Here is a 23044-nt window from a genome sequence, read left to right as displayed (position 1 = left end):
CCGCCCAGTGCCTCCCCCGTGTTCCCCGGAGAAGCCCGCATGAACCGTCCGACCCTCCTGCACCGGCTGCTGGCGCCCCTCGGCCTGGTGGCCGCGCTCTCGACCCTGCCCGTGCTGGCCCAGACCGCGCCGCCACCGCCCGACTACTCGGCCGCCGAGCGCCTGCTGCTGATGGGGAACCAGCTGCAGCAGGTCCGCCCCCCGACCACCCTCACCTACCGCTTCCAGCGCAGCGGCACGCTCGAACCGCCGTTCGAGGACCAGGTCGGCATCCAGCTGACCCGGCAAGCCGACGGCCAGTGCTGCGCCGCCACCGGAGCGTTCCTCACCGGCGAGCGGCGCGTCACGCTGCCCGATCTCGAACAGGCCCAGGGCAACCCGGTCACGCTGTACTTCCTGGAGCACGACATCCGCGAGATGCAGCGCCTCACCAAGGGCCAGGCCCACTACTTCCGCAAGCGCATCCGCATGGCGCTCTACCAGGGCGCACAGGTCCGCGACGTCCGGTTCAGCTACCGCGGCCAGACCCTCGCCGGCCAGGAAATCGTGATCCAGCCCTACCTCGACGACCCGAACCGGGCGCGCTTCGAGCAGCTGGCGCGCAAGCAGTACGTGTTCCTGCTGTCGACCGCGGTCCCCGGCACCGTGGTCTCGATCCGCACCACGGCCGGCCCCGAAGGCGGCAGCAGCCCGCTGATCGAGGAGGCGCTCTGGATCGATGGCGCCACGCGACCCGCCTACACACCCGCGGCCTCGGCCGCGTTGACGCGGACCCCGCCTGTGCGTCCGTGAACGGGAGTTTCCATGCACCGTCCCCCTGCCAGTCTTGTCCTGTTCACGGCGGTCTTCGCCGGCCTGCTGGCCGGCGCGGCGCCCGCCACCGCCCGTGACAACGACTTCCCCACCGTCGACCGGGTGCTCTACGTCCAGGAGTGCATGCGCAGCCACCCGGGCGGCGGGCACTACGAGATGGTCAACAAGTGCGCCTGTGCCCAGGAGCACCTGGCCGCCGAGATCAGCTTCGACGACTACGTGAACATGTCCACTGCCGCCAACGCCACCACCATCAGCGGTGAGCGCGGCGGCTACATCCGCGACAACGAACCGCTCCAGGACCTGATCAAGCGCTACCGCGCGCTGCAGACCCGGGTGAAGAAAGCCTGCTTCGTGATCCCATGAACACCCCTGCCGACCGACTGCAGCTGACGCGCCGGGCGTTCCCGGCCGGGCTGCTGGGCCTGACCGCTGCGGCGCGGGCGCAGTTGCCGGCCGGGGACGATCCGGACGCGAGCCCGCGCTGGCAGACCGTCCGTGCGGCGCTGTTCGGCCACCGGCCGATCGACAGCGCGCCCGCCGCCGGGCAGATCGCACTCGCCGCGCCCCGCCGGGCGGACGATCCGGCCTTCGTGCCGATGGCGCTGCGCAGCACGCTGGCGCCAGACACGACACAGTCTGTGCAGCGCCTGACACTGGTGATCGACAACAACCCGTCGCCAGTGGCCGCCGTGGTCGAGCTGCCACCCGACGGCGCGCTGCCCGACATCGAGACCCGCACGCGGGTGGACGAGTACACCTTCGTCCGTGCCATCGCCGAAACCCGCGACGGCCGGCTGCTGATGGCCACCCGCTTCGTCAAGGCCTCCGGCGGCTGCTCGGCCCCGCCGGGCGGCGACGAGGCGGCGGTGCAGGCCGCCATGGGCCGCATGCTGTGGCGCGCCGATTCCGCCGAGGTCAGCGCCAGCCTCGCCAGCGGCACACCGCTGACCGTGCAGTGGATGGTCCACCACCCCAACCACTCCGGCCTGGCCATGAACCAGGCGACCCGCCAGTTCACCCCGGCGCAGTTCGTGCGCAGCGTGCGGCTGTGGCAGGGCGAGCGCCTGCTGCTGTCGGCGGAAGTCGACTTCGCGCTGAGCGAGAACCCGACGCTGCGCTTCCGCTTCGTCCCGCGCGGCACGGGCGCGCTGCGCGCCGAGGCGGTCGACACCTTCGACCGCCGCTTCAGCGGGTCGATCGCGCTGAAGGACCTGCGGTGACGCCGGGACGGTGGCAGCTACAGGCCGTAGCGCGGCTGGCGCGCGCGGCGCTCGACCATGTCGCGCAGCATGTAGTCCACGCCGCGGCGCCACGACTCGTCGGTGTCGCCGCGGATGTCCACCGACTTGGTCAGCGTCATGCGGTCCTGCGGCACATCCCACACCGCCAGGTTCAGGTTGAGGATCAGGTTGCTGACCCGCTGCACCCAGCCCACGCCGACCAGCCGCACCTGCGCCGCTTCGGCGATCGGGTCGAGGCAGCCGTTGCAGCGGTGCAGCAGATCGACGCTGCGGCGCACCTGTTCCACCGCCGCCGTGACGCCATCCGACGCGACCACCCGGTACAGGCCGCGCTCGTGCAGACCGCGGGCCATCTGCGCGCCGATGCGGGTCAGCCGGGGCGGCTGCAGTGCAGTGCGCGCCGGATCGGGCTGTTCGTCGATCAGCTCGAAGCCGGCGAAGGCCAGCCCCGGCCCCTCGGCCTGCGCCCGCACCCTCGCCACGGGCAGCACACAGGCCACCCCGAACAGCAGCGCGCGACGGCGCAGGACATCGGCGGTCTTTTCAGGCACGGCAGGCATGGCGGACTCCTTCTGGGCGTGGAACACCTGGGACAGGTTGCTCCACGGTGCAAGCCGCGTGCCTTGATCGCCGCCGCCTGTGCGCTGTTGCTCGCCGGCCCGGCAACCGCAGCGGCTGCGGCGGCGGGTCACGCCTGCACCTGCGCCTACATCACCAACCAGGGCAGCCACGACGTGACCGTGATCGACCTCGATGCGCTGCGCGTCGTCGCCACGGTGCCGGTCGGGAAGGCGCCGGCGGGCGTGGTCGCCGCCAGCCGGCGCGGCGAGGTGTTCGTCGCCAACGCCGAGGACCACAGCCTGTCGGTCATCGACGTGCAGCGCCAGCAGGTCACCGCCACCTTCCCCGGCGGCCAGGGCACGGTCGGCCTCGACGCCAGCGCCGACGGCCAGCGGCTCTTCGTCGTGGACTGGTACGGCGCCGCGCTGCAGGTGATCGACAGCGCCAGCCGCCAGACCCTCGCCCGCGTGCCGCTCGGCCGGGCACCCGCGGGCGTGGCCGCGCTTCCTGACGGCTCGCAGGCATGGGTGGCGGAGCGGGATGACAACCGCGTCGCGCTGGTCGATGTCGCGCGGGCCGAGGTGGTGGCGCGGGTGCCGGTCGGCGAGCACCCGTTCGCGCTGCTGCTCGACACCGCCCGCGCGCGGCTCTATGCGCTCAACGTGCTCAGCGACAACGTCTCGGTCATCGACACCCGCACCCACGCCGTGATCGCCACGCTGCCCGTCGGCAAGGCCCCCTATGGCGCGGCGCTCGCTGACCAGGGCCGGCGGCTCTACATCACCAACCAGCACGACGACACCGTCAGCGTCTACGACCCCGACACGCTGCGCCCGCTGCAGACCCTGACCGGCTTCGGCTACCCCGAGGGCATCGCCGCCCGGGGCGCACAGGTCGTCGTCGTGAACTGGATGGACGACAACGTCCAGGTGCTCGACGCCGCCAGCGGTCGCCTGATCACCACCCTCGCCACCGGCCGCAACCCGCGCGGCTTCGGCGCCTTCATCGGGACATCCGCGCCATGACACGACGCCCCTTCACCCGCCACCTCGTCGCCCTGCTCGGCGCGACCGCCCTCGCCACGGCCCTGCCGCTGACCACCCAGGCCCACGGCCCGACCCGCCAGAAAGTGACCGAGACCGTCACGATCGACGCCCCGGCCGCCACCGTCTGGGCGCGCATCCGCGACTTCGGCGCACTCAAGGACTGGCACCCCGCCGTTGCCGACAGCCCGGCCAGCCAGGGCAACACCGTCGGCTCGGTCCGCCTCGTCCAGCTCAAGGGTGGCGGCGCGCTGACCGAGACGCTGGAAGGCCACGACGAGGCGCAGAGGAAATACAACTACCGCCTCAAGGATGGCAGCCCCCTGCCCGTCACCAACTACACCTCGACGATCCGCGTCACCGACAGCGGCGGCAAGGCGCAGGTCGAGTGGCGCGGCGCCTTCTACCGCGGCTACCCGAACAACGACCCGCCGCCGGACCAGAACGACGAAGCCGCGGTCAAGGCCGTGACCGGCGTCTACCAGAGCGGGCTGGCGAACCTGAAGCGGCTGGTCGAAGGGAAATGAGCGATGCCGAGGCCCATGCCGCTACCGGACACGGACGCTCGCCGCCGCCGGCTGCTGCTGGGCATGGCCGCACTGCCACTCGGCTGCGCGACCCACCCGACCGCCAGCGGGGATGGCGCCGCGCTGGAGGTCGCTGACGGCGTCTTCCTGCTGCCGGGCGTGCGCGGCGAGATCGGTCCCGACACCCGCGGCCGGATAGGCAACGCCGGTTTCATCGTCGGCCCGACCGGCGTGATCGCCGTCGACAGTGGTGTGTCGCATCGGCACGGCGTCCAGCGACTGGCCGCGATCCGGCAGGTGACGCGGCAACCGGTGCGCGCGCTGGTGCTGACACACGCCCGGCAGGAGTTCCTCTTCGGCGCCACCGCGTTCCAGGCGGCCGGTGTCCCCGTCGTGATGCACCGTGACGCGGCGCGGCTGATGGCGTCGCGCTGCGAGGGGTGCCTGAAAACGCTGGTGTCGTTGCTCGGCGCCGACGAGCTGGCGGGGACGCGCGTGCCTCGGCCTGACATCGAGATCCTCGGCCCGGACACCGCCGACCGGCTGCCCGACATCGGCCGCCCGGTTCGACTGCTGATGGCCGCGCCCGACCACCCCGGCGTGAGCCCAGGCCACCTCGCCGTGCTGGACGAGCGCACCGGCACGCTGTTCGCGGGCGCGCTGCTCGACGCTGGCGCCATTCCCGACGTGCAGGACGCCGACCTCGCCGGTTGGCACGCGGCACTCGCCGACCTGCGCCGGCGGTCGCTGCAGCACGTCGTGCCGGGCCACGGACCCACCTCGTCCCCCGCGCTGATCGACCGGGTCGCGCGCTACCTCACGCAACTGGCTGCGCGCACCGCCGCCCTGCTCGCCGCGGGCATGCCGCTCAGCGAAGTCGCTGACGCTGCCGACCTGCCCGACTTCGCCACCGACGACCACTACGACACCACCCACCGCCGCAACGCCTCGATCGTGTTCCTGCGCCAGGAGCGGGCGCTGATGCTCGGCACCGGCACCCGCACCTCCCCGAACTGAACCCACCGAAGGACTCGCCATGCCGATCCGCCCTGCCCGCCGCCGCCTGCTCGCCCTGGCGCTGTGGCCGTTTGCCGCGCGCGCGGCCGAGGGTGGTCTGCCCTCCAACGTCGGCCACGGCGACAGCTCGAAACAGTGGGAACACCTGCGCAGCCAGCTCTTCGGCACGCGCCCGATCGCCAGCGGCGCAGACAGCGTGATGCAGCTCGTCGTGCCGCTGCGCGCAGCCTATGGCGCCTCGGTGCCCGTGAAGATCATCACCCGCGTGCCGCAGACGCCCGAGCGTTACCTCAAGCGCCTGACGCTGCTGGTGGACAAGAACCCGTCGCCGATCGCCGCCACGCTCGACCTGACCCCCGCGCTCGGGCAGGCCGATTTCGAGACCCGGCTGCGCGTGGACGAATACAGCCACCTGCGCGTCATCGGCGAACTCGACAACGGCGCGTTGCACATGGACTCGCGCTACGTGAAGGTCTCGGGCGGCTGCAGCGCGCCGCCCAACCGCTCGGCACTGCACCAGATCGGCAAGACGCAGTTCCGGCTCCCTGAAGGGCTGCATCCTGGCGCCGTCACGCCCGCCGAGGTCAGCGTGGTCCACCCGAACGACACCGGCTTCGAGCTGAACCAGGTGTCCCTGATGTACATCCCGCCGCATTTCGTGCGCCGCGTGCAGGTGGCCTACGCCGACCAGCGGCTCTTCGACGCCGAGACCGATTTCTCGGTCAGCGAGAACCCGAGCTGGCGCTTCAACTTCGTGCCGCGCGAGCGCGGCCTGCTGACCGCCGAGGTCGAGGACACGAAGGACGGGCGTTTCACCGGCTCGCTCGATCCGTGGGCCGCCCCATGAAGACGCTGCCTTCCGCTGTCCTGGCGCTGGCCGTCGCCGTGTCGTTCGCCGCGCAGGCGGCGTTTCCGGACGCCTATGCGCCGGTCGCGGTCCAGCCGCAGATCAGCGCCAGCGGGCAACACGAATTCGACCTGCGCCCCGCCCAGCAACGCGCCCGGCGCGAGGGCAAGGCGCTGTACGTCTACCTCGGCGCGAGCGACTGCGCCTACTGCCGCAAATACGAACAGTTCCTCTCGGCCAACCTGCGCGAGCTGGTGCCGCGCTTCGCCCCGAAGTACCTCGTCGTCGACCTGCGCAGCCAGCTCTCCGTCACCGCGAACCAGCTCATCCTGCGCACCGAGGCATGGCGCCTGCCCTACGCCGACTTCCAGCGCGCCATCGGCGACCAGCGGGCGCGGCTGCTGGTCTACCCGAGCGTGTGGTTGCTCGACGCCACGACGGGCAAGCCGCTGATGCAGATGCCGGCCGGCACGGGGACGTTCCAGACGGTGGCGGAGCAGATCGAGATCCTGGAGCTCGTCGAGTAAAGACGCACAAGGCTGGTCTAAACTGAAGTGATGAATGCCCCCGCCGCCGCTGCACTGCCTCGCCTCAAGCTGCCCGTCGGGCTGCAAAGCCTCGCCAAGCTGCGCAGCGAACATTGTTACTACGTGGACAAGACCGGGCTGATCCTGGACCTGATCGAGTCCGGGACACACTATTTCCTGAGCCGCCCGCGCCGCTTCGGCAAGAGCCTGCTCATCGACACGTTCAAGGAGCTGTTCGAAGGGAATCGGCCACTGTTCGAGGGCCTGGCGGCCGAGTCGCGCTGGGACTGGTCGCGCCGCTACCCGGTGATCCGCCTGAGCTTTTCGGGTGGGGTGTCGCCCGCGGGCACCGGGCTGGCCCAGCGCATCCGCGACAACCTGCGTGTCAACCGGGAGTCACTCGGCCTGCCGCTGCCTGCCGGGCTGCCCGACGATGACCTGCCCGGCAACTTCGCCGACCTGATCCGGCAGGCGCACCGCAGCCGCGGCGAGCGGGCGGTGGTGCTGATCGACGAGTACGACAAGCCCATCCTCGACAACATCACCGACCCGGTGGTGGCGCGCCAGATGCGCGAGGGGCTGAAGGACGTGTACGCGGTGCTCAAGGACACCGACGAGCACCTGAAGTTCGTGTTCCTGACGGGGGTGAGCAAGTTCAGCAAGGTCAGCCTGTTCTCGGGCCTGAACAACCTGACCGACCTGACGCTGGACCCCCGCTACAGCGCACTGTGCGGCTACACCGACGACGACGTGGACACCGTGTTCGCGCCGGAGCTGCCGGGGCTGGACCGCGAGGAGATCCGCCGCTGGTACAACGGCTACAACTGGCTCGGCACCTCGGTCTACAACCCCTTCGACCTGCTGCTGCTGTTCCGCAACCGGCAATTCCGCCCCTACTGGTTCGAGACCGGCACGCCCACGTTCCTGGTCGACCTGCTCGCCGCCCGGCGCCCGTTCACCCCGGACCTGGGCCGCATCGTCGCCACCGACACGCTGCTGTCCACCTTCGATGTCGAGACGCTGCAGCCCGAGGCGCTGCTGTTCCAGGCCGGCTACCTGACGATCGACAGCGTCTGGGAGATCCCGGGGCGGCGCGAGCTGACGCTGAAATACCCCAATCTGGAGGTCCAGGCCAGCTTGAACGACAGCCTGCTGCGCCACCTGTCGGGCAGTGCCGAGATCCCCGAGCCGCAGATCAGCCGCCTCTACCGCGTGCTGCTGGCGGGGGATGTGCCGGCGCTGCGCCCGCTGTTCCACGCCTTCTTCGCCAGCATCCCGCACGACTGGTACCGCCGCAACGCGCTGTCGGGCTTCGAAGGCTATTACGCGAGCATCTTCTACAGCCACTTCGCCGCGCTCGGGCTCGATGTCCGCGTGGAGGACACGACGAACAAGGGCCGCATCGACATGGCGGTGCTGTTCGGCGGCGTGGTCTGGCTGTTCGAGTTCAAGGTCGTCGAGCTGACACCCCAGGGCCACGCGCTGCAGCAGCTCAAGGACCGCGACTACGCCGGGAAATACCGTGACCGCGGCGAACCGATCCACCTGATCGGTGTCGAGTTCAGCCGCGAGGACCGGAACGTGGTCGGGTTCGAGGTGGAAACGATCCCGGCCACGCGCGACTCAGCCGCAGTGCGGTGACGGATCGATCACCGGCCAGCCCTGCGCCAGCGCATGCGCCCGCAGCCGCGCATCCGGCGCCACCGCCACCGGATCGCTGACCACCTGCAGCAGCGGCAGGTCATTCGCCGAATCCGAGTAGAACCAGCTCCGCCCCACCGTCTGCAGCGAGTGCCCGCGCGCGGCCAGCCAGCGCTGCACATGGTCGATCTTGTGGGCGCGGTAACAAGGCTCGCCCTCGACCTCGCCCGTCCGGTGACCGCGGGCATCGACGGCGGACTCGCTCGCCAGCAGGTGCGGCACCTCGAACAGCGCCGCCAGCGGCTCGGCCAGGAAGCGCGGCGTCGCGGTGACGATGGCGCAGAGGTCGCCGCGCGCGCAGTGGCCATCCACCAGCGCACGGGTCGCCGCGGGGACGCGCGGGCGGAGGTGTTCGCGGAAGTCGTCGATCCAGCGCGCCACGTCGGCCGGCGGCACCTCGCGCAACGCGCCGACGTTGGCGCGCTGCATCTCGCGGATGTCGAGCGTGCCGGCGGCGTACTGGCGGCAGTGGTCGAGGTAGGTCACGCGCACGGCGTCGTCGAACACACCTCGGGCGATCAGGAAATCGGTCCAGGCGAGTCCGGTGTCGAACGGGATCAGCGTGTGGTCGAGGTCGAAAAGGGCAATCTGCAGCATGGCGCCATCATGCCCCGAGCGCGCGACCCCGCCGTGTCAGCTCAGGTCCAGTCGTCCATGTCGTGCCGGATCGCATGCCGGTTGGCGATCAGCTCGTCGATCGTCGGCTCGTGGTTCAGCGCGCGCCGCAGCGCCAGCTTGGTCGCCTCGTAGTTGGTGCGGTACATGTCCCGCTTGTCGAGGCTCGGATCCTTGGCGCAGCGCGGGTCGATCCACACCAGGCTGATGATGCACAGCTCGTTGACCAGGTCCTTCGGGATCAGACCCTCGATCACGCAGTCGAGCACCGCATCGGCGGTCGCACTCTGGACCACGCCGCCGAACAGGTCGATGTTGGCCATGTCCTTGAGCGTGACCTTCGGAACGGTGATGGTCGCCGGGCGCACGAGCTGGTTGCAGGCGCGGATCGCGAACATCGCGGTGTGGCCCTTGCTCTGCGCCATCATGTTGGCGAAGGCCTGCCCGACCGGGCCGTCGACGCGGCCGATCAGGATCTCGGGCATCGCGTCGGTGAACTGGCCCTCGGCGGCCAGCACGGTGGCTTCGCCGGCATGGAAGGTGTACGGCAGTGACATCGGATGAATTTCCTTTCAGGTGCAGATCAGGTGACAAAGAGCAGCTCGCCCATGCCATCGACCGCCAGATCCCCGCGCAGGCGGTGAACGGCGCGGCGCGGCAGGTCGGCGAGCGCGGGGAAATCGGTGTGGCGCGCCAGGTCACGCGCCATCAGTTGCCACGCGACGGCCATCTCGCCCCCGCCAGTGACGAAGCCGGGCAGCGACATCGGCGCCACCGTCGGATCCGCGAACAGCACGCTGCCCCGGCGCATGCCCCAGGCCGGATGCACGCCACAGCGCCCGCCGAGCACGACCGTGCCCGCCACCAGCCGCGACGCCGCGAAATCACCGACCGCGCCGCCGACGAGGACCGTGCCGCGCCGCATCCGGTCGGCGAGCCGGTCGCCCGCACAGCCGCACACCGCCAGCAGCCCGCCGCGCATGCCGTCCATGCTGCCGGGCAGCGTCGACGCGGCGAAGTCGCCGATGTCGCCGTCGATGTGCAGCTCGCCGCCGCTCATCTCGCAGCCGACCTGATCGCGCGCCGAGCCGTGCAGCCGGATCACCCCGCCGCGCATCTGCACCCCCAGGCCATCGCCGACCGGACCGTCGATGCGCAGCCGTCCGGACGCCATCTGGTGGCCGATGTGATCGACCCGGGACAGGTCGCCGACGAGGTGCAGCGCCGCCACGGTGTCAGCGTCGGCGGTCGGAGTCGCCTCGACCGTGAACCACTCGGCCAGCGGCACGAGGTCGCGGCCACAGGCCAGCGGCAGGCGTTCGACCTCCGCGACGGACAGGCCCGCCAGCGTGTCGGGCAGCACGCCGCGCAGATCGAGCCGCAGCGCGGGCGTCTGGCGCAAGGTGAGTCGATGGCCGCTCATGGCGTCACCCGGTAGAGGTGGTGCAGGTGAAAGTGGAACGGCCCGAGCTTGCCGCCGTAGTTGCCAGCAGAGATCCTCAGCAGCCCGCCCGCGGTGCCGAGCGCCACACCGGCCTCGATGCCGACCCGCATGGCCTCCGCCACCGCCGCCTCGCTCAGCCCGTCGATGACGATTTCCATCACGCAGCCGATGCGCTCGTCGAGTTCGCTGCGCTTGGCCAGCCCGCGCAGCGTCGGACAGAAGGCGTCGTTGGTGGACGCCATCAGCACCGGATACCGACTGCCCACCTTCGAGCCCGAGCGCACCACACCACCCGGGAACGGCAGGATCACGTCCGGCAGCCGCCGCATCGCCGTGACCGCCGCCTCGGCCGCGGCGAGCGCGGCGTCGGTGTCACGCGCCAGGAACAGCAGGTTGCCGCCACCGACGCCCTTGACCACTGGTGTCGTCTCCTGCGCCACAAACTCGCCGTCCATCACCGGCACGCGCCAGTAGCGCACACCACCGATCACCTTCGACTGCTGCCAGCCGTCGCCGAAGAAGCGCAGGTTCTTGCCCAGCGCGATCGGCTCGCCCTCGCGCAGCCCGGCGAACACCGCCGTGGTCGGGCAGGTCAGCACACACTGCCCGACCCGGCGTTCGACCTGCTTGGCCAGCTCCTTCCCGCTCATCGCGAACAGCAGCACCGCCAGACCCGGCCGGCCGTCGGGCGTCTCGTCGGCGGACAGTTCACGCTCGATGCCCGCCTCGCAGCCGCAGGCGATCACCGAGGTGGCGAAGCCCGTGGCGGCGACGGCGGCGTGGCGCGCCCAGGTGAGGTTGTGCGCGGTGATCAGCAGCCGGGTCGCCTTCATCGGAAAGGCTTCGGCGAAGGTGTCGTCGATGAGGACCGTCATGGCGCGCCCCGATCCTGACCTTGCAGACACGCCACCGGCAGCAGCGCCCCGCCCCGCCCGCAGGCGCACAGCTCGTCGTGGCCAATGACCAGGTGGTCGGGATTGACCGAGCCGTGGCGGGCGTGGCGGCGGCGCAGCGTCTGGGCAAACGACAGGTCGTAGTCGGGCGCGACGAAGTGCGTGCCGCCGACTGGCTCGGCGGTGAGGCGGCCAGCGCGGGAGACGAGCACGCCGTCCTTGAAGACCAGCTCGGGCGCGGTGAACATGCGCTCGCGGTCGGCGTCGTCGCGGTAGACGGCGATGTCGGCCGCCGCGCCCTCGCCCAGGTGGCCGCGGTCGCGCAGGCCGAGCAGCTTCGCTGGCGCGGCGCGGGTCAGGATGGCGATTTCCTGCAGCGTCAGCTCGCGGGTGATCGACTTCAGCGCGCTGAACTGGGCGACCTCGGGGTGCAGCTTGGCCAATTGTTCCTCGCGGAAGGAGCGGTCCATCAGCAGCCGGATCAGGTGCGGGTAGCTGGTGAAGGGGCCGCCGTTCGGGTGGTCGGTGGTCAGCACGACCTGCCACGGGTTGCGCACCAGCAGGAAGATCTCCAGCCCGATCGCCCACTGCAGCGCATTCACATAGCTCGCCTCCCGGTAGCGGAACGGCACCACGCCGCAGCCGGCCTCGCACTCGATGTCCGAGAAGATCGCCTTGCGCGGGTTGGCCAGCCCGGCGTTGGCGAACTGGCGCATCGTGTCGCCGGAGGCGGTGACCGTGTGGCCGAAGATGATCTGGCCGACATCGACGCTGAGCTGTGGCCGCGCATTGACCGCCTCCGCCAGCGCCAGCGCAGCGGACGAGAACTTCTTCGGCCCCTCGTTGCCGTAGGCGTGGAACTGGACGTGGGTCAGGTGCGCGGGCAGCCCTTCGAGCGCGTCGATGGTCTCCAGCGTCGAGGCGATGTTGCCGGCCGCGCCGAGGTTGCTGCCGTGGATGTGCAGCGGGTGCGGCACACCGAGCGCGTGCAATCCGCGGGCGAGCGTGTGGACGACCTGGCGCGGCGTGACCTGCCAGTGGCGGTGGGGCTCGTCCACGTTCAGGCGGCGCTGGTTGAACTTGAAGGCCGAGATGCCGCCCGGGTTGACGACCTTGACGCCCATCGCCTTGGTCGCGTGCAAGGTCCAGCCGATCAGGTCGCGGAACTCGTCCGGGTGGGCGCCCTCGGCCAGCATCTGCAGGAACAGCTCGTCGTTGCCGAGCATCGCGTAGGCGCCGTGGTCGAGGATGGGGGTGTCGCCCATCTCCATGTGGGCGTGGCGGGCGTTGGTGGCGACCATCGCGGGCTCGAACGCCGCGGTGTAGCCCATCTGCACGTAGCGCCGGCCGGTGTCGCGCGTGCCGGGCGTGACGTGGCGACACGGGTCATCGCCGCCGCCGCGGTGGTGTTCGGGCAGCAGCAGCCGGGCCAGGTTCACCTTGCCGCCGCCGATGTGGGTGTGCAGGTCGATGCCGCCGGCCATGGCGACGCAGCCGCTGATGTCGATCGATTCATCCGCTGGCTCACCGGGCGCCAGCCGGTCGATGCGCCCGTCGCGGACGACGAGATCGCGCACGTCACCGTCGACGCCGTTGGTCGGGTCGTGCAGGCGGCCACCGTGCAACCGGATCGTGCTCATGCCGCCGCCCTCCCCGGCGCCAGGGACTGCGTCAAGGTGTCCACCACCGCCGCCACGCCGGGAAGTCCGTCGTGCTGCAGGGCGTGCAGCGGCATCAGCACAGCGCCGTCCACGCGGAACAGGTGCCCGTCGGCGTGAACGCCCGGCGTCGCCACCGGAATGAACACCGTGTGCCGGGCGTCACCCAGCTGCGCCGCCAGCGCCGGCAAACCCAGCACGATGCGCGGCAACCCGGCCGCGGCCGGCACCCCACCCACCACCTGCCCAGGAAAGCTTGCCACCCACAGCAGCAGATCCACCGCGCCGTCCGCCAGCAGCCGCGGGGCACCGAAGCGCAGCGGATCGTGTTCGAGCCCGCGCGGGCCGTGGCGGCTGCGCAGCGGCAGGCCGGTGCGCCAGGCGTGGACGTACTGCGCGGTCATCGCGCCGTCCGCGCCGCCGATCGGCAGGCCGGCGGCGCGGGTGGTCTGGTTCAGCCGCTGGAGGAGCTGCATCAGGCGCTCGATGCACAGCGCCGCGTGGGCACCGAGCTGCGCCGGTTCCCAGACCAGCACGGCGTAGCGCGCCGCCTTCAGCTGTGCGGCCAGCGTGGCCAGCGCCGGGGACGCCAGGGCCTCGGCCGCTGCGGGTGTCTTCTCGGCCACCAGCAGGTGCAGCCGCACGAGCGTGTCGGGCAGCTCCCCCGGCGCATCCAGGTGGACGATCTGCGGGGGCGTGGCCCGGCCGTCGAGCACCCGCTCCAGCAGCCGCGGCGCCCGTGTCAGCACTCCGCGCCCGACCATCACGATCAGGTCGGCGTGTTCGCGCACTTCGGCCAGCGTGGTGGTGTAGCCGCCGCGGTCCTGCTGCACGCGCAAGGTCTGGCTGAGCGCCTCGCCGGCCGCGGCGTCACAGAACGCACCCGTCGCCTCGGCCAGCGTGGTCAGCGCGCGGGCGCCAGCGACATCGGTGCCCCAGCCGCCGATCAGTGGCTGGCGGCTGCGGGCCAGGCGCTGCGCTGCCGCCGCGAGCGCCGCCTCCAGCGTGGCGGGCTGGCCGTCGATGCGCGCTGCCGGGCACGCGGCGCCCACCGGCCACCGACACGCCTGCAGGCCCGCCTCGGCGAGGGCGCAGCCGGGCGCACTCGCCGGCCGGTCATCGCACAGCAGCGGGCAGAAGGGACAGGTCCAGACAGGGCTCGGATCAAGGCGCATGCCGATCGCAAAGGCAATCGGCATGCCACCCCGACCGGGCTGCGGCAGCCCCTTCCACGGTCCGGACCCGCGACAGAGTGTGGCGTTTCAGCAGCAAGCTGCCCGCTGGAACAGGCTGGAACGCCGTGGCGGGCGTGGCATGAAACCTGATTGCGATGGCGCCATGCGCTCACGCTCCCGGTCCGCACCCTCCGCCGCCCTGCGCCCTGACGGGTGGCAGGCGGCCGTCGTGCAAGGCGCTGGCCACCAGCCAGGCCACCGCGCCCGCCTGCGCCGCCGCCTGCAGATCGTCGACACCGCGCACGCCGCCCGCGCCGATGAGCCGGGCGGCGGGCGCGCGGCGCTGCACCTCGGCCAGCGTGTCCAGGTCCGGCCCGGTGTGGGCGCCCACGCGCTCCAGCGTCATCACGATCACCCGGGCCGGCCACCGCGCGGGCTGCTCCCAGCACCCGGCCGGATCGAGCCGCTGCCCGTCGCGCCGGTCGAGCGACAGGATCGCGCGCAGGCCCGGCCGGTCGGCCGCGTCGATCCGCTCGGTCAGCGCCTGCGTGTCCCGCAGCGACTCGCTGGCATAGACCGGATCGATCCGTGCGGCCACCTCCGGCCCGACTTGCGCCAGCAGCGCCCGGACCGCCACGACGTCCGCGAAACCGGCGTCCAGCCAGAACCGCACACCGGGCAGCGCAGCACCCAGGGCGCGCAGCACGTCGGTCTGCACCGCGCCGCCCTGCAGCGCATCGAGATCCGCGATGTAGAGCACGGACGCCGCAGCGTGGCGGCACAGCGCCTGCGCGACGGTCACCGGGTCACTGCCCGCGCACAGCACCGACACGACCGGCTGGTAGGACCGGCGGTCACCACGCACGGCGCGTACCACACGGCCTTGCATCACATCGAGGACAGGGATCCATTCCATGGCTGACACGATACTGGTCTTCGAGTTCGTCAGCGCCGGCGGCATGCCGGGGCACCCGGACGAAGCCACCTTGCAACCGATCGGCGTGGCCATGCGCGATGCCGTGGCGGCGGACCTGCTGCAGCTCCCGGCCGACCGCATCGGCCAGGTCCGCGTCGCCGACAGCGCGGGCGCGCCGGCCCACCGCGACCCCGGCGGACGCCTGCACCCCGTGCGCGCCCGGCCCGGACAACCCGCACTCGATTTCCTGGCCGAGCAGGCCGCCCGGCACGACGGTGTCTGGGTGATCGCGCCGGAGAGCGACGGCCTGCTGTCGGCCTGCTGTGCCCTGGTCGCGCCGACCCGCTGGCTGGGCAGCACGGCCGCGGCGCTGCGCACCAGCGCCAGCAAGACACGCACCCTCGCCCGCCTGGCCAGCGCCGGCCTGCCCACGCCCTGGGACTTCGACGCGCCCGGACAGGCGCGGCGCTGGGTGGTCAAGCCGGATGTGGGCGCGGGCGCGGTCGACACCGTGGTGCTCGACGACCACGGCGCGGCGCAGGCGCTCGCCGCCCGCCGGACAGCCGCAGGCGCGTGCGTGACGCTGCAGCCCTGGGTCGAGGGCGAGGCGCTGAGCCTGTCGCTGCTGTGCGGCACCGGCGTGCGCCCCGCGCTGCTGAGCCTGAACCGACAGCACCTGCACTGCAGCGCCTCGGGCCGGCTCGACTACATCGGCGTCACGCACACCGGCGCCGATGCCCGGGACCCGCGCTGGCCGGCGCTGCAGGCCATGGCCGACGCCATCGCCGAAGCGCTGCCCGGTCTGCGCGGCTTCGTCGGCATCGATCTGGTCTGGCACGCACAGCACGGCCCGGTCCCGATCGAGGTCAACGCGCGGGTCACCAATGCCTACGCCGGACTGTCCGACGCCCTCGGGCGCAACCTGGCCAGCGAGGTGCTCCGTGCCTGCCGATGACCGGGGCACGGACATGCCCCAGGACGTGATCGGCTGGGACGTCGGCGGCGCGCACCTCAAGGCCTGCTGGCTGCACGGGGGCCGGGTGCGCGACGTGGCGCAGTGGGCCTGTCCGCTGTGGCAGGGGCTGGTGCATCTGGAGGACGCCCTGGCCCAGGCACGGGCGCGCTGGCCACAGGCGATGGACCGCGCCGTGCACGCCGTGACGATGAGCGGCGAGATGGTCGACCTGTTCGCCGACCGGGCCGACGGCGTGCACCGGATCAGCCAGACGCTGGTGGCCTGCCTGCCCGGCCCAGTGCACCTCTACGCCGGCCCGCAGCACTGGGTCGCGCCCGCGCAGGCCGCGGCGCACTGGCCCGCGATCGCCTCGGCCAACTGGCGCGCCTGCGCCCAGCACACGGCGGCCCGGCTCGGCCGCGGCCTGCTGATCGACATCGGCAGCACCACCACCGACGTGATCGCCTTCGACCAGGGCCGCGTGCTCGGCGACAGCCTCAGCGACCGGGACCGGCTGGCCAGCGGCGAGCTGGTCTATCAGGGCGTCGTGCGGACACCGCTGTGTGCGCTGGCACCGCGCACCGTGTTCCAGGGCCAGACGCTCAACGTGATGAACGAGTGGTTCGCCACCACCGCCGATGTCTACCGCCTCACCGGCGAACTCGACCCCGCCCACGACCAGCAGCCCACCGCCGATGGCGCCGACAAGTCGCTGCCCGCCACCCGGGCGCGGCTGGCGCGGCTGGTCGGCTGCGATGCGCGGGACGGCAGCGATGCGGACTGGCTGGCCTTCGCGCACACCTGGCGGGCGGCGCAGTGCACCGAGATCGCGGGGCAGGTCCGGCGCGTGCTGGACCGCCACGCCGGCACGCCAGCGCAGGCCGGTCACCTCGTCGCCGCGGGCTGCGGCGCCTTCCTCGTGCCGTCCGTGCTGGAGGCCTCCCTGCGCGGGCATCCGGTGCTCGACTACGGCCGCGATGTCGCCACGCTGGGCACAGACCCGCCCGCCACCCTCGCCGACTGGACACGGGTGGGTGCTCCCGGGGTTGCCGTCGCCGCCCTGTGGCGAGATGATCATTCCGGGAAACCGTTCGAGGCCGCGAGGGGGAACGTCTGATGTGGATCATCAAACTCGGTGGCAGTTTCTGCAGCGACCCACGGCTGCCGGACTGGCTCTCGCTGGTCACCCAGCTCGGCGGTGGGCGCATTGCACTGGTGTGTGGCGGCGGGCTTCTGGCCGACGAGGTGCGGCGCCTGCAGACCCGCTGGGCGCTGGACGACCTGCCGGCGCACAACATGGCCATCCTCGCGATGGTCCAGAACGCCTACATGCTGCACGGCCTGAGTCCGGCGCTGCAGCCGGTCAGCCGGGAGGCGGATGTGCCGCTGGTGCTGCGGCGCGGTGGCGTGGCGCTGTGGATGCCGCTGGAGCTGCTGCGCCACCAGCCGGACGCCGACACCAACTGGGACGTCACCTCGGACAGCATCGCGCTCGGGCTGGCCCAGCGGCTGAATGCCGAGCGGCTGGTGGTGCTGAAGGCCTGCGACATCGACGCCGACATGAGCGTGCGCCAGCTGGTCGAGGCCGAGGTGCTGGACCGGCGCTTCGCCGCGCTGGCGCAGCAGGGCGGGCTGCCGATCGATGTGCTGGGCGGCTACCAGCTCGACGATCTGCGGGCGCTGCTGCTGGGCCGCGCGCCCAGGCTGGCCGGCCGCCACGACCGCCCGGTGTCCTGATCCGGCACCAGCCCGGTCAGGCGCCGCAGGCGGGTGTCGTCGATGCCCAGACGGCGGTCCCCGGCGCACACGGCCGAGCGGAAGCCGGCGAAATCCGGCGACAGCGCATGCAGCGCGGGCAGATCCTCGCACTGCAGCGCACCGGCCAGCCCGGCCAGGCCACCGTGCCGGCGCACCTGGGCAACCATCCCCGCCAGCGCCGCCGCCGGCACCCGCTGCAGCAACGTGCCGCCGCGCTTGTCGGCCGTGTCGAGCATGACGGCGGCAAAGCGCTGCTGGCAGATCAGGTCGAGCAGATCCGCCTGCACGCCGTCGTCTGCAATGAGCACCGGCACCACCGGCACGCCGGACGACGCCATCCAGCCCAGCGCCCGCACCAGTGCCGCCGCCCCGATGCCCGGCACCACGCCCACCTTCACGTGGTCCACGCCACAGGCCTCCACCGCCAGCACACGCTGGCGGATCGCCGCCAGCGCATGCGCCGGCCAGTCGCCGATGGTCGCGGTCACCGGCACGCCGGGCGCCAGGTGGCGCAGGCGCCGCACAACCGGGCCGATGGTCTCGACCGGCAACCCGCCCAGCGCCCCGTCCGAGGGCTCCTTCAGGTCGATGAACCCCACCCCTGCGGCCGCCGCCAGTTCGGCCTCGGCCATGTCGCGCACGCTCACCAGGATCTTCATCGCGTCTGTTCCCCCGCCATCGGCGTCTTCAGCTCGTTCATCGCCTGCTGCAACCAGCCCCAGGCTTCGTGTTCCACCGCACTCGCGGTCTTGTCGATGGCGGTCTGCAGTTGCGCCAGCTCGCGCGCGATGCGCTCGCGCGGCAGCAGGTGGCGCCGGCTCACCAGGACCGCCCCCTCGATCACCGCCGCCTGCGCCCGGTTCAGCCCGGGGAACGGCGCGTGGGTCACGTCCTCGGCGATGTCGAGCGTCAGCACCGGCCGCTGCGCGTCATCGCTCACCCCCGCCAGCCGCAAGACCAGATGGCGCATCGCCACCGCCAGCCGCGCGCCCAGACCGTCCGCCACCGGACAGGTGGGCCACGCCTGCCGCCCGGTGACGCAGCCGGCGAAGACCCGCGTGTCGGTGACGATGTTGAGCACGGCCACGCGCTCGCGCAGCAGGTTGTCCAGCGTGGTGGACGGCCGGAACGGCATCAGCACCACCTGCGCGCCGCGGTAGCGCACGCCCATCGGCGCCGCGTGGACACGGCCATCGGTACAGCGCGTGGTCACCACGGTTTCATAGATCACGTCGTTCAGTGCCTGGGTCACGGCCGGGCTCCCTTCGTCGGCGCCGGCGCACACCAGGCCAGCTTGTCGTCCGGCGGCCGCTCCACCGCGCAGCCCCAGTCGAGCGGCTGGTCCTGCACATAGCGCTTGCCGAGCTGCCAGGCGATCTCGGCCCGCGCCAGCTCCGCGCCCATGTAGAACGCATGCCCGGCGTCGCCCTCCAGCCCGAGCTGGGGCCACAGCGCCATCACGTCGGTCGCGCGCCGCACGCCGTCGCGGTTGTAGACGTGCAGCCCCTCGGCCGAGACCTGGATGCGGAAGTTCGGGTCTTTCACCTGCGCGGCGGTGGTCGCGATCTCGTCGGCGCTGTCAGGCCACGGATGCTTGTCGTGCGCGGTCATCAGCGCGTCACCCAGCCCCTTGGGCAGCGTCTGGAGCTGCACCGCCGCGTGCATCATCCGCCGTGCCACATCGGCCTCGCGCACCGCCCGGCGCGCGTGGCCGCTGACCTGCGTGGTCAGGATCGCCGCCACGTCCAGCTCCGCACACAGGCCGAGCAGCACGGCGTGGATGCCGCTGGTGTCGGCTTCGGTCAGCTCGGACAGGTTGCCCGTGCCCATCAGGATCGCCACGTCGGGGAAGCGCTCGCGCAGCCGGTGGTAGCGCACGATCGAGCGCGTGAGGCCGAACGGGATCGGGTCGAGGATCGCGTCCGCCATGAACGGGCGATCTCTTCGCTGCATCGTCTCGATCGCCGCCCACAGCCCGGCCTCGTCGCCCGGCTCGGCACCGATGAGCACGGGCACGGATGCCACCTCGTCAGCGATCCACAGCGTCTGCGGCGTCAGGCTCAGCAGGTAGTCGGCCCCGGCCCGGCCGCCGCGCAGCAGCTCGTCGCTCGACTGCGAATCGACGCTGACGCGGTGCCCCGCCGACTTCAGCGCCTGCACGCAGTCTTCGAGGTGCGGGAACGGCGTGTCCGGCAGGCTCCCGAGGTCGATCACGTCGGCGCCATCCGCCCGCAGCGACTGCGCCCGGGCGACGACCTGCGCGATCGTCAGCCGCGGCGCGTCGGTGATCTCGGCAAAGATCTGCACCCGCCAGGCGCTCAGGTCGACCGGCTTCGCGGCGCGGCGGAAGAAGCGCGGCAAGTCCTTCAGCTCCTCCGGCCCGCGCTCCACCGGCACGCCCAGCGCCTGCGACAGCGCCGCCAGATCGCCCCGGCAGCGGCCCGGCACGATGACCCGGTCCGCCGCGACCGGCGTGGACAGGCGGCGGCGGACCATCTCGGCCGTCATCAGCGCCGCCACCTGCAGGCCGAGTTCGCGGATCTCCCAGGTGAACGGCAGCGCGCCCAGCTCGGTCAGCACGCGGGTCAGCGCCGGCAGCGCCAGCCGCCCGGTCAGGAAGAGGACGTGCTCGGGGCGTTCCATGCCAGGGCCAGTTGCTGCAGTCGTTGATCGAGCGCCTGTTCGAGTTCCGCCACCGAGGCCACGACGCGGCAGTGGTCGATCGCGCGCAGCCGCTCGACGTTGTCCAGCTCGATGCGGCGCGGGCGCAGCGTCACCCAGTCGTGCGGCGCGCGGGTGACGACCACCGGCTCGGTGTCGCAGGCGAAGACGAGGCTGGGAATGCCGAGCTTGCCGGCCTGCGCGAACATGTTGGTGGGCAGCGTGTCGCTCAGGCCGAGGGCGCACTTGGCGACCGTGTTGCTCGTGGCCGGCGCGATGACCACCGAGTGGTAGACGTCGCTGTAGAGCGTGCCGACCGGCGTGGCGCTGGCGCTCTTGTCGCGCAGCACGCGGAATCGGGTCTTGAGCGACGCCAGCGTGATGCCGTAGATCGCCAGCACCTCCTCGCCCGCGGCCGAGAGGAACAGATCGACCTGCGGCAGCCGCCCGGCCAGCGCCAGCGACTCGGACAGGCCGTGGCCCGAACCCGTCAGGCACCAGGCGAAGCGCGACCGAGGGCCCTCAGTCGGCGTGGGAGATCTGGATGTGCAGCTTGTGGAGCTTTCGGTACAGAGTGTTGCGGCTGACATCGAGCGCCTTGGCGACGTTGCTCACATTCCAGCGGTGGTGCTCCAGCAGCTTGATCAGCACCTGCCGCTCGTTGGCGAGGATGGGGTTGAGTCGGGACACGGCCTCCGCGGTGGCCGCTTCCTCGGCCGCGGCGGTGGCCGCCACACTCGCAGGCAAGATCGGTGCCGGCATCTCGGGCGCCGTCTCGGCCGCCGCGGGTGCCGGCAAGGCGCCCACCGTGGCGCCCCGCGTCAGGCTGGGCAGGTGCTCCGGCCGGACCTCGTCCCCATCCGCCAGCGCACAGGCCGAGCGCAGCACATGCCGCAGCTGCCGCACATTGCCCGGCCAGGGGTGCGCCATCAGCAGCCGTTCCGCCTCGGCGGACAGCGCCACCTCCACCCCGCCCTCGGCCACCAGCAGGCTGCGGATCAGCTCCCGGCGGTCGGTGCGCTCGCGCAGCGCGGGCAGGCGCAGCTCGACCCCCGCCAGCCGGTAGTACAGGTCCTCGCGGAAGCGGCCCTCGGCGATCAGCTCCTGCAGGTCGCGGTGGCTGGCGCTGAGGAGCTGGAAGTTGACCGACAGCGTCTCCTCGGCGCCGAGCGGCGTGACCTGGCGCTCTTCCAGCACGCGCAGCAGCCGCGCCTGCAGCTCCAGCGGCATGTCGCCGATCTCGTCGAGGAAGAGCGTGCCGCCATCGGCCTGCAGGATCTTGCCGCGCCGGCCGTTGCGCTGCGCCCCGGTGAAGGCCCCGGCGCGGTAGCCGAACAGCTCGGACTCGATCAGGCTCTCCGGCAGGCTCGCGCAGTTGATCGCGACGAAGGCGCCGTCGGCGTGCGGGCTGCCGTCGTGCACGGCGCGGGCGAACACTTCCTTGCCAGAGCCCGTCTCGCCGCACAGCAGCACCGGCGTCTGGCGCGCGATCACGCGGCGGGCCACCGCCAGGTTGCGGGCGAGTTGCGGATCGCCCATGGTGGCCACTGCGCCCGAGGAACGTGGCACGGGTGCAGCACGGGTCGACAGCACCCGACCAGGTCCGGGCACCTGGATGACCGGCGGGCTGGTCTGGGAGGTGCCCGCCTCCTGTGCGGGGCGGCGCATCACGGCGAAGAAGCGGTGCGACGCATGCGCCCGGTAGGTCACCACCGGGTGGAACGAGGACAGGTTGCTGCGCTGCAGCAGGTCGTCCTGCGAGGTCTGGAAGATGTCCTCGACCCGGCGCGCGCGGATCTCCGCGACCGACTGCAGGCCGAGCTGGAACAGCGCGCTGCGGTTGGCCGCCAGGATGCGACCGTCGTCCGACACCGCCAGGCGGCCCTCGTGCAGCGTGTAGACGAACTCGGGGCGGCTGTGGAAATGCAGCGGGTAGGCGTCGCGGAAGCACTGGTCGATCAGCCGGTTCTCGATCATGCGCGCCGTCATGCCGAGCAGCACGAGCAGGTGCTGCTGCATCAGCGACGAGCGGCTCGACACGTCCAGCACCGCCACCATCTCGCCCGACGGGTGGTAGACCGGCACCGCCGAGCAGGTCAGGCCGGTGAACTGCGTGTAGAAATGGTCCTCGCGCCGCACGGCCACCGGACACGCCGCGGCCAGGCAGGTGCCCATGCCATTGGTGCCCGCCTCGGTCTCGCTCCAGACCACGCCGGGGCGCAGGCCCATCGGCGCGATCTCCTCGGCGAAGGCGGACGCGGCCACCATGTGCAGGATCACGCCATCGGTGTCGGTCAGCACCACCGCCGACTCCTGGTCGGCGAGCTGCTGGAACAGCGTCGACATCTCGTGGCGGGCGCTGTCGAGCAGCGTCGCCATGCGTTGCAGGCGGTCTTCGAGGGCCTGCGCGTCCAGCGAGCGCAGGTCGCGCGGGCGGTCCGGGTGCAGCAGGTACTCGTCCAGGCAGCGCCGCCAGGAGCGGGCCACGACGTCGTTGCCACCATCCTCGAAGCCGCTGCGAACGACGTCGAAGACACGCTCCGCGTGTTGACCAGTGCTCAGCAGACTGATGCCCATGTTCTCGCTCCTGCGGGCTGGCAATGCGGATGTCATCGCCGGAACCCATCTGCATTCTTGTGTGAAATCCTGCACGGTACATCTGGGGTTTCACCAAGAAAACCCCCGATCG

The 23044-nt window shown here is 71.8% G+C and carries 25 protein-coding genes; 12 read left to right on the top strand and 13 right to left on the bottom strand.

Features of this window, described 5'->3' with window-relative positions; translation table 11 throughout:
- Window positions 1-39: 39 nt before the first annotated feature.
- From BDD16_RS15645 to BDD16_RS15635, 3 genes are read left to right on the top strand one after another with little or no spacing between them, the layout of a single operon-like run.
- The gene (locus BDD16_RS15645) at window positions 40-792 is read left to right on the top strand and encodes a hypothetical protein (protein ID WP_179634803.1); all 753 of its coding nucleotides are present in this window, start codon (window positions 40-42) and stop codon (window positions 790-792) included.
- 12 nt (window positions 793-804) lie between these two features.
- The gene (locus tag BDD16_RS15640; protein WP_179634802.1) at window positions 805-1179 is read left to right on the top strand and encodes a hypothetical protein; all 375 of its coding nucleotides are present in this window, start codon (window positions 805-807) and stop codon (window positions 1177-1179) included.
- A complete protein-coding gene (locus BDD16_RS15635; protein ID WP_179634801.1) occupies window positions 1176-2036 on the top strand; it encodes a quinoprotein dehydrogenase-associated SoxYZ-like carrier in 861 nt (286 codons plus the stop codon). The genes BDD16_RS15640 and BDD16_RS15635 overlap by 4 nt, the downstream gene beginning before the upstream one ends.
- 17 nt (window positions 2037-2053) lie before the next feature.
- Here the strand turns inward: BDD16_RS15635 and BDD16_RS15630 are convergent, their stop codons facing one another.
- On the bottom strand, window positions 2054-2617 hold the full coding sequence (locus BDD16_RS15630) for a DUF3280 domain-containing protein (protein ID WP_179634800.1): 564 nt from the start codon (window positions 2615-2617) through the stop codon (window positions 2054-2056).
- Between the two features lie 63 nt (window positions 2618-2680).
- On the opposite strand from BDD16_RS15630, the gene BDD16_RS15625 reads away from it, so the two are divergent.
- Genes BDD16_RS15625 through BDD16_RS15600 form a run of 6 tightly spaced genes read left to right on the top strand, consistent with a single transcriptional unit; the run spans window position 2681 to window position 8220 of the window.
- A complete protein-coding gene (locus BDD16_RS15625) occupies window positions 2681-3643 on the top strand; it encodes a YncE family protein (RefSeq protein ID WP_246332570.1) in 963 nt (320 codons plus the stop codon).
- Complete coding sequence (locus tag BDD16_RS15620; RefSeq protein ID WP_179634799.1) at window positions 3640-4188, top strand: SRPBCC family protein; 549 nt, start codon at window positions 3640-3642, stop codon at window positions 4186-4188. The genes BDD16_RS15625 and BDD16_RS15620 overlap by 4 nt, the downstream gene beginning before the upstream one ends.
- A 15-nt stretch (window positions 4189-4203) precedes the next feature.
- Window positions 4204-5205 carry an MBL fold metallo-hydrolase gene (locus tag BDD16_RS15615; RefSeq protein ID WP_179634798.1) on the top strand — a complete coding sequence of 334 codons (1002 nt, stop codon included), beginning with the start codon at window positions 4204-4206 and terminating at the stop codon, window positions 5203-5205.
- A gap of 19 nt (window positions 5206-5224) precedes the next feature.
- Window positions 5225-6052 (top strand): quinoprotein dehydrogenase-associated SoxYZ-like carrier, encoded by an 828-nt coding sequence (locus BDD16_RS15610; protein ID WP_179634797.1) that lies wholly within the window; start codon window positions 5225-5227, stop codon window positions 6050-6052.
- Window positions 6049-6579, top strand: coding sequence for a thioredoxin domain-containing protein (locus BDD16_RS15605; protein ID WP_179634796.1), 531 nt, complete (start codon window positions 6049-6051; stop codon window positions 6577-6579). Before BDD16_RS15610 ends, BDD16_RS15605 begins: the two co-directional genes overlap by 4 nt.
- Window positions 6580-6609: 30 nt before the next feature.
- Window positions 6610-8220: an ATP-binding protein gene (locus BDD16_RS15600; RefSeq protein WP_179634795.1), complete on the top strand. Its 1611-nt coding sequence runs from the start codon at window positions 6610-6612 to the stop codon at window positions 8218-8220.
- Here BDD16_RS15600 and BDD16_RS15595 read toward each other — a convergent pair.
- The 7 genes from BDD16_RS15595 to BDD16_RS15565 form a co-directional block, all read right to left on the bottom strand.
- A complete protein-coding gene (locus BDD16_RS15595; RefSeq protein ID WP_246332569.1) occupies window positions 8203-8877 on the bottom strand; it encodes an HAD family hydrolase in 675 nt (224 codons plus the stop codon). The two genes, BDD16_RS15600 and BDD16_RS15595, sit on opposite strands and share 18 nt — an antisense overlap.
- Window positions 8878-8918: 41 nt before the next feature.
- Window positions 8919-9452, bottom strand: a complete 534-nt coding sequence (fae, locus tag BDD16_RS15590; protein WP_179634794.1) for a formaldehyde-activating enzyme — start codon at window positions 9450-9452, stop codon at window positions 8919-8921.
- A 26-nt stretch (window positions 9453-9478) separates the two neighbouring features.
- Window positions 9479-10318, bottom strand: coding sequence for a formylmethanofuran dehydrogenase subunit C (locus tag BDD16_RS15585; RefSeq protein ID WP_179634793.1), 840 nt, complete (start codon window positions 10316-10318; stop codon window positions 9479-9481).
- Window positions 10315-11214, bottom strand: a complete 900-nt coding sequence (gene fhcD, locus BDD16_RS15580; RefSeq protein ID WP_179634792.1) for a formylmethanofuran--tetrahydromethanopterin N-formyltransferase — start codon at window positions 11212-11214, stop codon at window positions 10315-10317. Before fhcD ends, BDD16_RS15585 begins: the two co-directional genes overlap by 4 nt.
- Entirely contained in the window at window positions 11211-12872 is a 1662-nt protein-coding gene (locus BDD16_RS15575) for a formylmethanofuran dehydrogenase subunit A (protein ID WP_179634791.1), read from the bottom strand. The genes fhcD and BDD16_RS15575 overlap by 4 nt, the downstream gene beginning before the upstream one ends.
- Window positions 12869-14089 carry a molybdopterin-binding domain-containing protein gene (locus tag BDD16_RS15570; protein WP_246332568.1) on the bottom strand — a complete coding sequence of 407 codons (1221 nt, stop codon included), beginning with the start codon at window positions 14087-14089 and terminating at the stop codon, window positions 12869-12871. Before BDD16_RS15570 ends, BDD16_RS15575 begins: the two co-directional genes overlap by 4 nt.
- A 145-nt stretch (window positions 14090-14234) precedes the next feature.
- Entirely contained in the window at window positions 14235-14981 is a 747-nt protein-coding gene (locus tag BDD16_RS15565) for a HisA/HisF-related TIM barrel protein (RefSeq protein WP_179634790.1), read from the bottom strand.
- Here BDD16_RS15565 and BDD16_RS15560 point away from each other — a divergent pair.
- From BDD16_RS15560 to BDD16_RS15550, 3 genes are read left to right on the top strand one after another with little or no spacing between them, the layout of a single operon-like run.
- Window positions 14980-15936 (top strand): ATP-grasp domain-containing protein, encoded by a 957-nt coding sequence (locus BDD16_RS15560; RefSeq protein WP_179634789.1) that lies wholly within the window; start codon window positions 14980-14982, stop codon window positions 15934-15936. The genes BDD16_RS15565 and BDD16_RS15560 overlap by 2 nt on opposite strands.
- Window positions 15923-17053, top strand: coding sequence for a hydantoinase/oxoprolinase family protein (locus BDD16_RS15555; RefSeq protein ID WP_310732898.1), 1131 nt, complete (start codon window positions 15923-15925; stop codon window positions 17051-17053). Before BDD16_RS15560 ends, BDD16_RS15555 begins: the two co-directional genes overlap by 14 nt.
- On the top strand, window positions 17053-17673 hold the full coding sequence (locus tag BDD16_RS15550; protein WP_179634788.1) for an amino acid kinase family protein: 621 nt from the start codon (window positions 17053-17055) through the stop codon (window positions 17671-17673). The genes BDD16_RS15555 and BDD16_RS15550 overlap by 1 nt, the downstream gene beginning before the upstream one ends.
- On the opposite strand, the gene BDD16_RS15545 is transcribed toward BDD16_RS15550, so the two are convergent.
- From BDD16_RS15545 to BDD16_RS15525, 5 genes are read right to left on the bottom strand one after another with little or no spacing between them, the layout of a single operon-like run.
- Window positions 17592-18353, bottom strand: coding sequence for a (5-formylfuran-3-yl)methyl phosphate synthase (locus BDD16_RS15545; RefSeq protein WP_179634787.1), 762 nt, complete (start codon window positions 18351-18353; stop codon window positions 17592-17594). The genes BDD16_RS15550 and BDD16_RS15545 overlap by 82 nt on opposite strands.
- Complete coding sequence (locus tag BDD16_RS15540) at window positions 18350-18946, bottom strand: DUF447 domain-containing protein (protein ID WP_310732897.1); 597 nt, start codon at window positions 18944-18946, stop codon at window positions 18350-18352. Before BDD16_RS15540 ends, BDD16_RS15545 begins: the two co-directional genes overlap by 4 nt.
- Window positions 18943-20337, bottom strand: coding sequence for a DUF6513 domain-containing protein (locus tag BDD16_RS15535; protein ID WP_179634786.1), 1395 nt, complete (start codon window positions 20335-20337; stop codon window positions 18943-18945). Before BDD16_RS15535 ends, BDD16_RS15540 begins: the two co-directional genes overlap by 4 nt.
- Complete coding sequence (locus BDD16_RS15530) at window positions 20307-20945, bottom strand: flavoprotein (RefSeq protein WP_179634785.1); 639 nt, start codon at window positions 20943-20945, stop codon at window positions 20307-20309. Before BDD16_RS15530 ends, BDD16_RS15535 begins: the two co-directional genes overlap by 31 nt.
- A complete protein-coding gene (locus BDD16_RS15525) occupies window positions 20878-22932 on the bottom strand; it encodes a sigma-54-dependent Fis family transcriptional regulator (RefSeq protein ID WP_179634784.1) in 2055 nt (684 codons plus the stop codon). Before BDD16_RS15525 ends, BDD16_RS15530 begins: the two co-directional genes overlap by 68 nt.
- Window positions 22933-23044 lie beyond the last annotated feature (112 nt).

The organism is Sphaerotilus montanus, assembly GCF_013410775.1.
Lineage (GTDB): Bacteria > Pseudomonadota > Gammaproteobacteria > Burkholderiales > Burkholderiaceae_C > Sphaerotilus > Sphaerotilus montanus.
This window is presented reverse-complemented; position numbering and strand designations above follow the sequence as displayed.

What these genes read in the sequence shown, in the direction of transcription:
- BDD16_RS15595 (WP_246332569.1), bottom strand. Translation starts at nt 8,877, where the DNA reads ATGCTGCAGATTGCCCTTTTCGACCTCGACCACACGCTGATCCCGTTC.
- BDD16_RS15585 (WP_179634793.1), bottom strand. Translation starts at nt 10,318, where the DNA reads ATGAGCGGCCATCGACTCACCTTGCGCCAGACGCCCGCGCTGCGGCTC.
- BDD16_RS15620 (WP_179634799.1), top strand. Translation starts at nt 3,640, where the DNA reads ATGACACGACGCCCCTTCACCCGCCACCTCGTCGCCCTGCTCGGCGCG.
- fae (WP_179634794.1), bottom strand. Translation starts at nt 9,452, where the DNA reads ATGTCACTGCCGTACACCTTCCATGCCGGCGAAGCCACCGTGCTGGCC.
- fhcD (WP_179634792.1), bottom strand. Translation starts at nt 11,214, where the DNA reads ATGACGGTCCTCATCGACGACACCTTCGCCGAAGCCTTTCCGATGAAG.
- BDD16_RS15605 (WP_179634796.1), top strand. Translation starts at nt 6,049, where the DNA reads ATGAAGACGCTGCCTTCCGCTGTCCTGGCGCTGGCCGTCGCCGTGTCG.
- BDD16_RS15530 (WP_179634785.1), bottom strand. Translation starts at nt 20,945, where the DNA reads ATGTCAGCCGCAACACTCTGTACCGAAAGCTCCACAAGCTGCACATCC.
- BDD16_RS15550 (WP_179634788.1), top strand. Translation starts at nt 17,053, where the DNA reads ATGTGGATCATCAAACTCGGTGGCAGTTTCTGCAGCGACCCACGGCTG.
- BDD16_RS15610 (WP_179634797.1), top strand. Translation starts at nt 5,225, where the DNA reads ATGCCGATCCGCCCTGCCCGCCGCCGCCTGCTCGCCCTGGCGCTGTGG.
- BDD16_RS15565 (WP_179634790.1), bottom strand. Translation starts at nt 14,981, where the DNA reads ATGGAATGGATCCCTGTCCTCGATGTGATGCAAGGCCGTGTGGTACGC.
- BDD16_RS15630 (WP_179634800.1), bottom strand. Translation starts at nt 2,617, where the DNA reads ATGCCTGCCGTGCCTGAAAAGACCGCCGATGTCCTGCGCCGTCGCGCG.
- BDD16_RS15545 (WP_179634787.1), bottom strand. Translation starts at nt 18,353, where the DNA reads ATGAAGATCCTGGTGAGCGTGCGCGACATGGCCGAGGCCGAACTGGCG.
- BDD16_RS15525 (WP_179634784.1), bottom strand. Translation starts at nt 22,932, where the DNA reads ATGGGCATCAGTCTGCTGAGCACTGGTCAACACGCGGAGCGTGTCTTC.
- BDD16_RS15570 (WP_246332568.1), bottom strand. Translation starts at nt 14,089, where the DNA reads ATGCCGATTGCCTTTGCGATCGGCATGCGCCTTGATCCGAGCCCTGTC.
- BDD16_RS15560 (WP_179634789.1), top strand. Translation starts at nt 14,980, where the DNA reads ATGGCTGACACGATACTGGTCTTCGAGTTCGTCAGCGCCGGCGGCATG.
- BDD16_RS15635 (WP_179634801.1), top strand. Translation starts at nt 1,176, where the DNA reads ATGAACACCCCTGCCGACCGACTGCAGCTGACGCGCCGGGCGTTCCCG.
- BDD16_RS15600 (WP_179634795.1), top strand. Translation starts at nt 6,610, where the DNA reads ATGAATGCCCCCGCCGCCGCTGCACTGCCTCGCCTCAAGCTGCCCGTC.
- BDD16_RS15615 (WP_179634798.1), top strand. Translation starts at nt 4,204, where the DNA reads ATGCCGCTACCGGACACGGACGCTCGCCGCCGCCGGCTGCTGCTGGGC.
- BDD16_RS15645 (WP_179634803.1), top strand. Translation starts at nt 40, where the DNA reads ATGAACCGTCCGACCCTCCTGCACCGGCTGCTGGCGCCCCTCGGCCTG.
- BDD16_RS15535 (WP_179634786.1), bottom strand. Translation starts at nt 20,337, where the DNA reads ATGGAACGCCCCGAGCACGTCCTCTTCCTGACCGGGCGGCTGGCGCTG.
- BDD16_RS15640 (WP_179634802.1), top strand. Translation starts at nt 805, where the DNA reads ATGCACCGTCCCCCTGCCAGTCTTGTCCTGTTCACGGCGGTCTTCGCC.
- BDD16_RS15575 (WP_179634791.1), bottom strand. Translation starts at nt 12,872, where the DNA reads ATGAGCACGATCCGGTTGCACGGTGGCCGCCTGCACGACCCGACCAAC.